The organism is Natrialba swarupiae (assembly GCF_008245225.1).
In the GTDB taxonomy this organism is placed as follows: Archaea; Halobacteriota; Halobacteria; order Halobacteriales; family Natrialbaceae; genus Natrarchaeobius; species Natrarchaeobius swarupiae.
Window position 1 is genome coordinate 1 of sequence record NZ_VTAW01000013.1, and the last position, 12,490, is coordinate 12,490.

Here is a 12,490-nt window from a genome sequence, read left to right on the forward strand (position 1 = left end):
CCGCTGGCGTACTACCCCACCGGCGACGGGTTTACGCCCGGTACCGATACCTTCCAGCACGACGTCCTCGAGGCCAGCGGTCTCGAGAACGTCGCCGAACGCGCCGAGATCGAAGGCTGGGGCGAGATCAGCTCCGAAGTCGTCGTCGCCCACGACCCCGAGTGGATCGTCTACCCGGACTGGGCCGACGACCCACAGGTTCCCGACGTCCTCGACGCGACGACGGCGATCCAGGCGAACAACACCGTCGCCGTCGACGACAACGCGATGAGTCAGCCCGCACCCGACATCGTCTTCGTCGTCGAAGACCTCGTGGCGACGATCCATCCCGACGCCTACGACGAGATCGAAGGCGATCTCGCGGCGCTCGACGAGGCGCTCGAGGACGACCTCGAAGCGATCGACGACTCGGACGAGACCGACGACTCGGACGACGAGCAGGACGAAACGGGTGACGATGATTCAGACGACGAACAGGAAGAGAGTGACGACGACGCTGATACTGTCCCTGACCTCGAGTGTGAGTTCCCGCTCGAGCGGACGGACGCCCGCGGTGAGACGATCACACTCGAGGAGGAACCCGACCGAATCGTGACGCTGTATCCGGGTGACGCCCAGTTGGCGTTCCAGGTCGGGATCGAAGACCGAGTCGTCGGAATGCCGATCGGACAGTATACCGACTCCCTCGAGACCGACGGTCAGACGGACATCAGTCGCGACGACGGCGTCACACCGGAGGCCGAGACAATCGTCGATCTCGAGCCGGATTTCGTCCTCGCAGGCAACATCGCGCTTGCCGACGAAGACCTGCTCGACACGCTCGAGGAGGCAGACATCCCCGTCTACGTTCTCGACACCGCGAACTCGATCGAGGACGTCGAAGAGAACGTCGCCGTGACGGGCGAACTCTCCGGCGAGTGTGAGCGAGCGACACTGCGGAGCGAGTGGATGACCGACCGCCTCTCGATCCTCGAGGACGGTGTCGACGACGAGGACGAACCGCTGGCGTACTACCCCACCGGCGACGGGTTTACGCCCGGTACCGATACCTTCCAGCACGACGTCCTCGAGGCCAGCGGTCTCGAGAACGTCGCCGAACGCGCCGAGATCGAAGGCTGGGGCGAGATCAGCTCCGAAGTCGTCGTCGCCCACGACCCCGAGTGGATCGTCTACCCGGACTGGGCCGACGACCCACAGGTTCCCGACGTCCTCGACGCGACGACGGCGATCCAGGCGAACAACACCGTCGCCGTCGACGACAACGCGATGAGTCAGCCCGCACCCGACATCGTCTTCATCGTCGAAGACCTCGTGGCGACGATCCATCCCGACGCCTACGACGAGATCGAAGGCGATCTCGCGGCGCTCGACGAGGCGCTCGAGGACGACCTCGAAGCGATCGACGACTCGAGCGAGACCGACGACAGCAGTTCCGGATCGTCCGGTAGTACGGGCCAGAGTGGCGGGAGTTCGTCCTCCGGTAGTTCCACTACGGGCAGCGCGGGTGACGAGGATACCGAAGCGGACGACGCCGATGAGGATACCGAAACGGACGAGGATGCCAAGATAGAAGACGAGACGGACGACGATGCTGGGACAGACGACGAGACGGACGACGAAGGTGACGACGATACCGAGACGGACGATGCAGACGACGCTGAGACAGACGACGAGACGAGTCCCGATGCTGATGAGCTGATCAGCGACGACCCTGAACCCACTGTCACCGAGGACGGCGATGACGCAGTACCCTCGGTCGGCATCCAGGGAGCACTCCTTGCGCTGATCGTGTTCGCCCTCGTTTCCGTGGGCCGTCGCTCGAACTAACCGACGACCCGCGATATCTTCGCGAGGTCCAGGCCCACTGTACACTCAGTGTTCACCGTGAATGCCTTCGTTGGTTGGTGACGATCTGTCAGAATCTTTGCGAGGGAAGATCCCGCGTAGGACCTTCTGCATTTTCGCTCGGCACGGTGTGTGCCTCGCTGCAATGCGAGGGGAGGGAATCGAACCCACGAACGTCTACACGAGCGGATCTTGAGTCCGCCGCCGTTGACCGCTTGGCTACCCTCGCACGCACCTGGGAGTTGCGCCCTCATCGGGTTAAATCGTCCGATTCGGTCCGGCCCCTGTCGGACGGACGCCGAAAAGTGGTAGGAAACTATTTATATTTCACAGAGTACTTTAAACTGACGCGTAATTCGAGTCGACTCACGGCGAACCGGACGCTACCCGTGGCCGCTGATTGCGTCGAAAGTGATCGATAAGGCATGAAACGACGACAGACGCGACGACGGGTGTTGACGACCGCCGGTGTAGTAGTGACGGCCACAGCGGCGGGATGTACGGACGACGAGATGTCCGGGTCAGAGCCGACGGACGAAGAAGGCACTACCTCAACGGACGACGAAACAACGACCACCGACGGCGACGCCGACCGTGACAGTTCCAACGGCCGTGACGTCGCAGTCGGGTCGAAACGATTCACCGAAAACGTCCTCCTCGCGGAGCTGTCAGTGTCGCTTCTCTCTCGCGTTGACGGCGTCACGTCGATCCTCGAGGAGACGATCGGGGAGCGAACGACCGTCCAGAGTTTCGTCGACACCGAGTACGGTGGCCTCGACCACTACTGGGAGTACACCGGAACCCTCTTTCGGTCGCACTACGCTCACGAGTCTCCGGAAACTATCGAGGAGGTACGGAAACTCGCCGCAGACGACGATATCGCCGTGCTCGAACCGGGTGGCTTCGACAACACGTACGAACTCGTCACGACCGACTCGTTCGCGAGCGAACACGGTCTCGAGACGCTTACTGATCTCGCCGAGAAGTTCGGGGACAGCGACGTCCGATTCGGCCTCGGCGACGAGTTCGTCCACCGTATCGACGGCTGGCGAGGTTTCGTCGACGCCTACGATGTCGACGCCGACCGTGCAAACGAGATCACGTCGGACGCCGAGGTCGTCCCGGCGGGGAGCACGTACGACCTCCTCGAGGCAGAGGAAGTCGACGTCGTAATGGGGTTTTCGACGGATCCCGAACTCGGCGGTGCCGATCTGGTCGCCCTCGAGGACGATCGGTCGTTCTTCCCCACCTACAACCCGGTGGCGCTCGTTCACCAGCCGACGCTCGAGGCCGTCCCGGAGATCGAAGCGCCGCTGAACGATCTCGCGAGCCTCCTCGACTCCACGGAGACGATGCGCGAACTGATCGCACGGGTCGACGACGATGGCGAGGATCCGTCAACGGTCGCGACGGCGTTTCTCGCGGAGGAACGGTAACGACCCGAAAAGTGCCCACGACAATTACCCAACAATGACTGACTCACCGATACACGACGACCGATCCACATCCGAGGCGACGCCACGCCGATCGACGGCCGACCGTTCGTCCGCAGAAACGACGAGCAGGCGAACCGCGCTCAAGTCCGGAATTGCGACCGTCGGTGCGCTTTCGCTGTTTGGAACCGGCGTGAGCGCCCTCGAAACCGGTTCCCTCGAGTACAACGAGGATACCGAACTCACGGATTCCGCCCACTCCTATCAGTTCTCAGTAACGAACACCCACGACAGAACGGCGATCATTCAGTACCTCCAGCTCGCGGAACTTGACTATCATACGATCGCTCTCGACAATCTGGACGGCGACGACACGATCGAGATCACACCGGCGAACGGGGGCCACACGAGCAGGGTGTCCGACACCTTCGCGAATGGAGGGTACGTCATGCTCGTCGCCAAGGACAGCGAAGCGAGTATCAACCCCGGCGAAACCGCGACCGTGAAAATCGGGCCGTACTACGAGGCCGACGCTCACGCCGCCGCCAACACGATTATACATACGAACCACCGGAAACTGGATATCTCCGGGTTTTCGTTCAGAAGCGACTTTCGGATCAGCTATGTGCTCGCCCAGACGGAACCCGGCGTGAGAGACAACGACGAAATTCAGTTCTCCCCGGACGGACCGCTCTGACTCACCCGTGGGTCCGACCCGGACGACGGCTCGGCTCTTGTCGACGGACCGATCGTCTCCGGACACCGACGCATCGGCTCGAACAGGCGTATTGAGGCCGGCCCGTCGTGAAAACGTCTCTCACACAACGTTTATTGACGGCCCCGGCATCGGTGTGAGTATGTACGCTGTGAGTTCCAGCGAACCCCGAATCGGTGGCCGGACGACGTTCGACTCCGCCTCCAGCTTTACATTCGGGAATCCGAAATTCACACTCACAGCACGAGGCCCAAATTGGACGAAACGACTCCCCTACGAGTCGGGACGGCATCGTCCACTACGTTACCCATCGGCCTCGGGTCACGGCCATCGTCCGTGACCGATGAGTGCGTCTCAACACCCGGTCGCGCTCCGCCTAGAGCGGATCATCGGTGGTGACACCAGGCTGCTCGCGCTCGTGATGATGCTGCCGCTCATCGATGGCGTCTTCCCGGCGTTGATCCTCGCCGGCGCACTCGATAGCCCGCTAAACGCGATCCAGATTGGATTGCTTATTTTCGGCGGGAGCGCCACTGTCGCAGTGATTCTCGCCGAAATGTCCGGGGGTCCTCGAGAACAGGCGAAGATCGTTCTCCTGGTTGGCATCCCGCTGATACTGCTCGCCGCGGTGCAAGCGGCGCTCGCACCGGCGATCGGGAGCGTGCTGGACGACGCGATTATCGAGCGGTTCGCCGCACTCGTGATCCTCGCCATCGCTGCCAAAACCGCCAGCGCGACCATCGGCGAGTACCTCCCGAATCCCGCAGTCATCATCGGACTGGGGCTCGTGGCAAGCATCGATCTCAACGGCGCCTCGTTCGCGCTAATGGAAGATCCCACGCTCGTCGCCAACGCGACCCTCGCCGCAGTCGTCGGCGTTGTCTTCGCCCTGGCGGTCGCCCTGAGCGGGCCCTACCTTCGAGAGTACATGGACATCGACCGGTTTCGATTCGGGAGCGCGGTCGCGCTCGGGCTCTTGCCGCTTTCACTGCTCGGCTTCGCCTTCGGACAGGCACCACTCGCCGCCCTCGTCGTCGCCGCACTGTTCGCCCTCGAGTTCTCGTTCGACCGCGGCGACGAACAATCGGAAGACGACGGCGGCGTCTTCCCGGCCGTCGGCACGGGCCCGCTTCCCGACGTCGGTCTAACCGGCCAGGGGGCGAACGCGGATACCTCCGAAGACGAACGTGAAGACGAAGAAGCCTATCCCGGTGACGATCCGACCGACACCGAGGAGCGCGCCCCGTGGCTGTAGCTCGAATCGAAACCACTTTAGGCAGGATACACCTACGAACGCTCGAGGGGTCGTGGCCAAGTCAGGGATGGCGACTGACTCCAGAGGCACCGCGTCCGGGACGACACTCCAGACTGATATACTGATCGGACACCTGATCAGTGTCCGTGTGATGACCCTCTGGAGTTCCGAGGCGCACCGGAGATATCAGTCGATCGGGGGTTCAAATCCCTCCGACCCCATTTGAAATAAAAGGCGAGAATCGCCTCCTCTCGCCTTCTCGACACTGTTCTCGTAGAGGGTGGTCTGCGTGAGTTCCACCCCTTGGACGCCGGTCGATCGGTCGACCTGCCTCCACTGTGGAGCCCACGTCACCGACCAGTTCGGTCGCGTCTTCGGTGACGATCGTGACCGCGCCCACCGCTGTGGTGACTGTGACAGCTACGCCCGCCTGAGCCGCGGCTCCGCAGCCGGTGTCGACGTTCCGATTCCCGATCCTGAGACGTCACCCGGTCGCCACGGTGGTGAGGCCGATGTCTGAACGGGTTACACTGTGTAAAGAGGGATGTCTCGCTGTCTGGCGTGGTTCTCTCGATAAGTGTCCTGAGTGCGGTTCTCGGTCGGTAAGGACGCATGTAGTTCGATCAGTCGACGCGGAAGGTGATCGGGATGTGTAGCGACGATACTTATCTCCCCAGTACGGTCGCCGAAGCGGAAGAACAGGAATGGGCTGCGGTCGAAAGGCTTCGCCAGTACGACGGTCCTGAACCTGATGGTCTGGAACTCGCTTCCGAGCAACTGTTGTCGTTCGCTCTGCTAAGTCGCCGCCGCGATCGCCGCGAGGACCTCCGAAAACACATCCGTTTCTTGAACGCGACAGACGGTATAATCCCGCCTGCGTCGGTCTACGCGTTGTTGAACCGTTGGGACCCGCGAACTCGGAAGATCGAACAACGGCGAGAAATGTTCGAGGAGGAGGTGGCGGAGATTGAGGAGGACATTAAAACAATCCGGGAGGCTCAGCGAAACGTCCGTGGTGTAGAGCCGGGTACTTGCCAGGACGGTGAATCACCGTGAGCCGTCTCGTCGAGTCCGACGAGTGCGAACGGTGTGACGCGTCCATTCCAGCGACGCGCCGCCTTTGCCCTGACTGTGCTCGAGAGGTTCGCCGTGCTCGAGGTGGACCGCTGTGAGTTCTCGAGCCTCCGCCCTCGAGAGTCCGAAAGCGAGCGGCGACGCGCTCGAGGCGCACGTCATTCAGGAGGTCGGCCCGCTCGAGTTCGTCGGTGATCGAACCGCAACGTGGCACGATGCACGGACGACGACGCTTCTCGAGCCCGCTCAGAATCTGCCGTTCTACGGCGTCGTGATCGTCGAGCCGGGTGTTCCGGTCGAAATCAAAGGCTGTCAGATTCGAACGAGCAACGGAAACGGCTCGACTCGCGGCCGGATCTACGTCAAACGCGACGCTCACGAACAGTTGCTCGAGGCTGGCGGGATGTACTTGCTCGTTGTCTACCTGCCACGACCGGGACTCCCCCAGGTCGCCCGCGCGATCGTCCCGGCGACGATCGTCGACGAACTCTTGGTCGGACGTTGGTACGACGTCGGCGGTGAGCGATCGGAAAACGAGGTTGCGAAACTCGCGTGGTCACACGTCATCAATCCTGAAACGGTCGATCCATCGACAACGGTCGGTGATCGGCTGTGAGTTCCGACGTTGACCGTGATTTAGCGGCCGAACTCGAGACCCCGGAGGCGGGTCAAGCCGGGATTCCGGTCGATGCGGTTTGTGTGGGTTGCGGTCGAACGCGGGTCAAACGCGCCGGTTTCGAGGCGGTGAAGCCGTCAGATTTCGACCCCGAGACACTCGAGGCGGCAGATCTCACCTCGTTCAAGCACGTCTGCCACCGCTGTCAGTCCGGTACGTGGTGGAACCCCGTCGCCGTTCTCACTGGCTTACTCGAAAGCGAGCGAGGTGAGTAGTCGTGTCGCAGGTCGAGACGACGCCCCACGAGGTCGAAGGGCGCTGGAAGTGGCCCGACTGGGGTCGCGGCCCGTACGACGCGCTCTCGTCGGTCATGCTCGGGCCGCCCTTCGAGGGACACCTCGAGTTGAGTACCGAGGTCGACGGCGAACCCTGGCAGCTACAGGTGAGCTACAGCAAATCGGGATTTGCGCCCCGATTATCTGACGGAATCAACGCTGAACGGCTCTACGAGTGGGACATCGTTGGCCGCGGCCGTGGCGAAAAGAAGGCGTCGTTCAATCTCTCGCCGCGGTTCCCGAATATGCGCCACTGGGAAACCGGTGAACCGGTGAATCTCCCCTGGGAGAAACAGATCGGCGACGTCGAAGGTGTCGACGTCGAGTATCATACCAGCAATATCGAACCGGACCGCGGGCTCGAGTTGTTGCCCGAGTTCTTCGCGGCGATCTTCGAGCACGCCGACGAGCGTGTTCACTCCGAATACTTCCGAACCGAACCCCACGAAGCAAGCCGGATGTGGGCCTACGAGCGATACGTCCGAATCACCCGAAACTGGGCGGAAAAGCTCTCGTCGGCCGGTGTTCTCCAGAAGGTGACCCACTATCTGAGCGATCAGGAGGGAGTCAAAGCCGAGTTGCACATCAACAACACGGAGGTGACGAACCACCAGAACCGGCTCTTTCTCGACCCAGCATCGGCTGGGAAACTCCTTCCGGGGCACACCTACGGTCGGAAGTTCGAGATCTACCAACTGCGGGACCCGGATGCGGTGTCGAAAGATCACCCGTCGTACCACCCGAAAATCGAGGTGTTAGTCAACAAATCGATGAACGACGGCGAAGCCTGGGCGTGGGCCGATCGCCACGACGTGACCGAGCAAATTGAGGAAACACTACTGAACGCGCTCCACTGGGAAGATATTCCGCTCGGACCCGATGGAAACGGCGTCTACGTTGCCGACGACCATTTTGACGCTGTTGCTCGAGACGATCGAGTAGAACTCTACGAGGACCCGACGCCCCGTCTCGAGGCGAAGACGGATCACCTCCTGATGACGACGTTGCGGGACATGGGCGACACCGCTCGCGACGTCACGGAGACGGTCGCGACTGACGGCGGGGCGACGGTCGACGATCTCGCCGACGAGCTGGGGAAGCATCCCGCGACGATCTACCGCGCGATCGAGGACCTCGACGAGATTCTCGAGTTGGACCAGGGCGACGTCTCGTTTCGCGTTCGGAAGTACCGCGACGAACTCCGTGCGCTCGTCGAGTCGGCCGAGTTCGCCCTCGAGAGCTTCGCCGATCGGATTCAGCACGTGATGGGGCTCGCGGATCACATCGCCGAGTCGTCGCCGTTCCAGCAGTGGCTCGCCGAGAACGGCGCAGAGATCGATTTCGACGGCGATGGTGAACCGAAGCGCGTCCGAATCGATACGATCCTCTCACAGCTGAAGTACGGGAGTTTCGAGAACGTCCAGACGATCGCCACCGAAGCCCTCGAGAAGTGGCGCAAGTCGGGTAACGATCCGGCGCTGCTGCGACGGGCATACCTGACCTGGAAGACGCCCGGCGGTGGAACCGAGACCGGATACGTCGGTGCTGTCGCCGATCGGTGAACCGGCCTCGGTAGTGGCAACGCTGTTTTGTACCTTGTTTTCGACAACTCAGATTGTACTGTAGTCGTTACTGTTCAACTCTGGTTGTAGTTCTCCCCTCGAGGCGGGGGTCGCCGGGCCGATCGCACCGCAACCGCAACGGGGTCGATTCGCGCTGCGCGCGAACGCCCCCTTGGGGGGTGTCGCCAAGGCGACAGAGCCAAAAAATTACAACGCCCCACCCCCGCTTCCGCACAGCAGATCTCCAGTTGAAGCACACGAAACAGGGGTTGTATTAATATATCTCCAAAAAGATCAAGATAACTCTGTTTATTATCACACATAGACATGTCCCGCGAGACCATCAGACGAGACGAATTAGATAAACTATTTCATATTCGAGATGATTATCACGGGACTGTTCCACTCTACCCAGTTTACGACCCACATTATAACGGTGAGGAATATCGAGATTGGGGTGATGAATCGGATTGGTACCTCTGGATTTCGGATCAAGAAGGTAATTTACAGCGAATGAGAGGATATCCAACAAGAATGGTATATTTTGGAACGGAAGCTGAAGATCACACCGATGTATATTATTCCTTCTTCGACTTTTATTTGAGGGGTTTCATTCTACAAGAGAACATGGACCAAATCAATCATCTACTGACTGATGTGAGACAAATATCGAATTCAATGGCTCAAATTGGGGTATTTGATCATCTTTCGCGAAAGGAAGGATTGTATCCAGGACAATTTGTTAAGAATGAGTTAGAATTCATTGTTATTACTTGTAGGAGCATGTATGAGTCTCTTCAGCAAGTTGCTCGTACCACTTGGGAAAGTGTTGAATATCTTGAAGGTGGCAAAATGCAGTTGCCTAAGAAATTTGCTAAAATAGCTTTAGAAGATGAAAAGCCAGTTGATTTAGAAAGTCTAAAGCTGAAAAGAAACCTACCAGATGAATTGGCGAAATATTATGCAGAAGAAGCGACCCATTTCCAGAAAATAAGAGATGTAAGAAATAAAATTGTTCATGATGGTGAATCATTTGGTTCTGTATTTGGAACATCTGACGGGTTGGCCGTAAATACCGATGGTAAATTCATAGATGGTTTCAGTGATGTTTGGTCAGATGAAACAATTCGCGAAAATGGGCTTGCCCCGTTATGGCCGATAGTCTCGAAAATTGTTCAGACTACCCTTAGAGCACTCAATAGATTTACAAGTTCAATTACTGAGGAAATCAAATTCCCAGATCCAATTGTTCCAGAGCATCTCGTTTTTGTTCGCGGTGATGCAACCCGATATTTGCCCTATTTGGATTATCTAATTACAACTGATCCATGGGGTACATATATTTTAGAGGATGTTAGGCAGAGGTATTTGATGAATTCTGATTGATCTTTTCTCCCTATGCCAGGGCTCGCACGTTCGAAGAACCGGTTTCCTGAATATGAACACGAGCGTGAGTCGGCCGTGTTCATATCCGACTGGTTTCTATCGTGACGGCCGGGGTGTCCGCCCCGATCGGGCGGCCTTCCGCTCTGGTCTTTATAACTGACCGCCGAGTAAGTGACCGGAAAATCGAGGATTTGTGGTTCGTGTTCACGAGCATGGTTCGAAACGAGTAGCCCTGTCGAATCACTCTGTCCCGGTCTTCACCAGACTATCGGAGTTCGTGAGCCGGAACCTGCGCTTCTTTCGTATGTGATCGGTGGTGTGTCGCGCCTGGATTCGTCCAGTTGTCGATCCGGATGTTCCGGGCTTTGATCGTCCTCGAGTCTTCGACCGCAATGGAGTTCTCTCGAGCACGATACCAGACGAGTGCGTATCCTCCGTCTTCGGCCGCGAGCGTGTCGTGCTGGTCCTTCCAGAATTTGAACGTCGGCCGGACACCGTTGAGCATCGTCCCTTTGATGTCCCACGGCCGTCCACGGTCGTCGACAGCATCGAACCGGAGCCCATCGACCATCGGATACTCGAGTTCCAGCGGGTAGTTTCGCTCCGCCCAGAGTTCGACGAGCTTGCCGTAGTGACCGACGCGCTGGGGATCGTAGCTCATGGGTCCTCGAGATCCCTCCGATCAGGTGCTCGAGGCTGGAACGCCGCGAGTGGATCGAACAGATGCGCGAGCAACCACTCGCGCATCGATCGACGTTGCCAGTAGTGCACCTCGAGCGGCATCGATGCGCCGCATTCGGGACAGACAGACGCTCTTTCGAACGTCGATTCACACTCGTGGCACTTCGCGAAGGGAGCGTTTTCGCGCGGCTTCGATGAGAACACCTGGAGGAACCACACCGCGATGACGACCACGATCAGCTGCGAGATCGTCGCGATCACTGTCGAACCAGCTCCCGTTTGGGTTGCGGTTCGAACTCGTCGCGATCGCGACGATCGACGTCGATCGATCGTTGTCGGGTTGCGATCGGCCCCCCGCCCCCGCGAGGAACAGGCGGACCCCCGCGATGCGCCCGCGTATAAAATACTGTATGCGCCGGGGCGCGCTGGTTGTTGTTGGGTGTTGGCCCGCCGCTGTCTGTCGGTTCACTCATCTTTGGGAACAAGTTCTGTATAGCGGTCGTCGTCTCGCCACTCGCGGTATTTCGTGCCGACCCACTCCCGCGAGTAGGGCACAAGATAGTCGTTGTCGTCTTTGTCGGCCTTACCGACCTCCTTGTAGCTCATTCCCCGCTCGACGGCCCTGATCGCCGTCGTGATGTGTTCTTCCACCCGTGCGTCGTCGGCCGACGGTCCACTATCGCCGTCGTCGCTGTCGTCTTCGAGCACGATGTCGAACTCGCTGGGTTCGTGTTCGGGGTAGTTCGCCGCGGTGTCGGTGAGCCCCTTGAACGTCGGTCCTTCCATCCACGAGTCTTTGCCGCCCTCGCTCTCGAGCAGGCGCGCACGACCAGGATCGGACCGGCTGGGCTTGTCGATCGCGAACGACGCGACTCGACGGATCGACTTTGCCGTCTTCGTGCGCGTATGCCCGACGAGCAGTACGCTTCCGCGTTTCGCGTGCGGGCCGTGTTTGGCCTCCTTCTTGCGGATGAACAACAGCGAATCGCTGAACTGCTCGGCCGCTTTGTTCCCGCTTCCGAATCCGGAGAGTTCCTGGGCGATTTCGTCGAGAATCGCCAGCACTGGACCCTCGATATTTGCCATTGCCTCGAGCATTTCCGCGTCGCTTCGAACGACTTCATCGAAGCCGTCCCACGACGTATTCCCGATCACCGCGCCGCCGGTCTTCGCTTTCCACGTCATCGCGACGTCGAGCGTCGTCGCCGTCTTCCCGCATCCCGGCGACCCAAACACAAGCCCGATCGCGCCCTCGTGTCTGAGTTCGTCGGCCGCGTCGGAAAGCAGATCACTTCCTTCTCGCTCGTTGCTCGTGAGGCCGGTTCCGGCTTTCATCTGGCTCACAGAGCCGTGACGAACGGCAGTGTCGATCGTCCGCGTCGCCGTGTTCTGGATGATCTCGCGACCGATCACCGTCTCCGTGACCGGCTCGTCGAGAATCGAGTCGTAGTAATTGAGCAACGCGAGGTCGTCCGGATCGTCAACGAGCCCAGCGTACGGCCGGATCGGCTCGCTCACCTCGTCGCCGCGTAGCGTACTCGCGAGTTCCGCGCTCGCGTACGCGTTGGACTTGTCAGTCATACCGGTC

13 protein-coding genes and 2 tRNA genes are annotated in these 12,490 nt (G+C 59.7%); 11 read left to right on the forward strand and 4 right to left on the reverse strand.

Annotated elements, in window-relative coordinates; genetic code table 11:
* Window positions 1-1,827, forward strand: a 1,827-nt coding sequence (locus FYC77_RS20430) for a PGF-CTERM-anchored ABC transporter substrate-binding protein (protein WP_238386905.1), incomplete at its 5' end; no start/stop codon positions are given.
* A 164-nt stretch (window positions 1,828-1,991) separates the two neighbouring features.
* Here the strand turns inward: FYC77_RS20430 and FYC77_RS11110 are convergent.
* Window positions 1,992-2,074, reverse strand: a tRNA-Leu gene (locus FYC77_RS11110).
* Window positions 2,075-2,321: 247 nt separating this feature from the next.
* Between FYC77_RS11110 and FYC77_RS11115 the strand changes: the two genes are divergently transcribed.
* From FYC77_RS11115 to FYC77_RS11160, 10 genes are all read left to right on the forward strand, one after another.
* On the forward strand, window positions 2,322-3,281 hold the full coding sequence (locus FYC77_RS11115) for an ABC transporter substrate-binding protein (protein WP_162354510.1): 960 nt from the start codon (window positions 2,322-2,324) through the stop codon (window positions 3,279-3,281).
* 34 nt (window positions 3,282-3,315) lie between these two features.
* Complete coding sequence (locus tag FYC77_RS11120) at window positions 3,316-3,975, forward strand: hypothetical protein (RefSeq protein WP_149081580.1); 660 nt, start codon at window positions 3,316-3,318, stop codon at window positions 3,973-3,975.
* 361 nt (window positions 3,976-4,336) lie between these two features.
* Window positions 4,337-5,248: a DUF5794 domain-containing protein gene (locus FYC77_RS11125; protein WP_149081581.1), complete on the forward strand. Its 912-nt coding sequence runs from the start codon at window positions 4,337-4,339 to the stop codon at window positions 5,246-5,248.
* A gap of 46 nt (window positions 5,249-5,294) precedes the next feature.
* Window positions 5,295-5,469: transfer RNA gene (locus tag FYC77_RS11130), tRNA-Trp, on the forward strand.
* Window positions 5,470-5,528: 59 nt separating this feature from the next.
* Window positions 5,529-5,768 (forward strand): DUF7563 family protein, encoded by a 240-nt coding sequence (locus FYC77_RS11135; protein WP_149081582.1) that lies wholly within the window; start codon window positions 5,529-5,531, stop codon window positions 5,766-5,768.
* Between the two features lie 128 nt (window positions 5,769-5,896).
* Window positions 5,897-6,304 (forward strand): hypothetical protein, encoded by a 408-nt coding sequence (locus tag FYC77_RS11140; protein ID WP_149081583.1) that lies wholly within the window; start codon window positions 5,897-5,899, stop codon window positions 6,302-6,304.
* A gap of 112 nt (window positions 6,305-6,416) precedes the next feature.
* Window positions 6,417-6,938 (forward strand): hypothetical protein, encoded by a 522-nt coding sequence (locus FYC77_RS11145; protein ID WP_149081584.1) that lies wholly within the window; start codon window positions 6,417-6,419, stop codon window positions 6,936-6,938.
* Entirely contained in the window at window positions 6,935-7,213 is a 279-nt protein-coding gene (locus FYC77_RS11150) for a hypothetical protein (protein WP_149081585.1), read from the forward strand. The genes FYC77_RS11145 and FYC77_RS11150 overlap by 4 nt, the downstream gene beginning before the upstream one ends.
* A 2-nt stretch (window positions 7,214-7,215) precedes the next feature.
* Window positions 7,216-8,835 (forward strand): DUF7845 domain-containing protein, encoded by a 1,620-nt coding sequence (locus FYC77_RS11155; RefSeq protein ID WP_149081586.1) that lies wholly within the window; start codon window positions 7,216-7,218, stop codon window positions 8,833-8,835.
* 327 nt (window positions 8,836-9,162) lie between these two features.
* Complete coding sequence (locus tag FYC77_RS11160) at window positions 9,163-10,221, forward strand: hypothetical protein (protein WP_149081587.1); 1,059 nt, start codon at window positions 9,163-9,165, stop codon at window positions 10,219-10,221.
* 265 nt (window positions 10,222-10,486) lie between these two features.
* Here FYC77_RS11160 and FYC77_RS11165 read toward each other — a convergent pair whose 3' ends face one another.
* The 3 genes from FYC77_RS11165 to FYC77_RS11170 all read right to left on the reverse strand — a co-directional run bounded on the left by FYC77_RS11165 (window position 10,487) and on the right by FYC77_RS11170 (window position 12,483).
* On the reverse strand, window positions 10,487-10,882 hold the full coding sequence (locus FYC77_RS11165; RefSeq protein WP_149081588.1) for a hypothetical protein: 396 nt from the start codon (window positions 10,880-10,882) through the stop codon (window positions 10,487-10,489).
* Window positions 10,879-11,004, reverse strand: coding sequence for a hypothetical protein (locus FYC77_RS20890; protein WP_274381030.1), 126 nt, complete (start codon window positions 11,002-11,004; stop codon window positions 10,879-10,881). Before FYC77_RS20890 ends, FYC77_RS11165 begins: the two co-directional genes overlap by 4 nt.
* 363 nt (window positions 11,005-11,367) lie before the next feature.
* Window positions 11,368-12,483: a hypothetical protein gene (locus tag FYC77_RS11170; protein ID WP_149081589.1), complete on the reverse strand. Its 1,116-nt coding sequence runs from the start codon at window positions 12,481-12,483 to the stop codon at window positions 11,368-11,370.
* Between the last annotated feature and the right edge of the window lie 7 nt (window positions 12,484-12,490).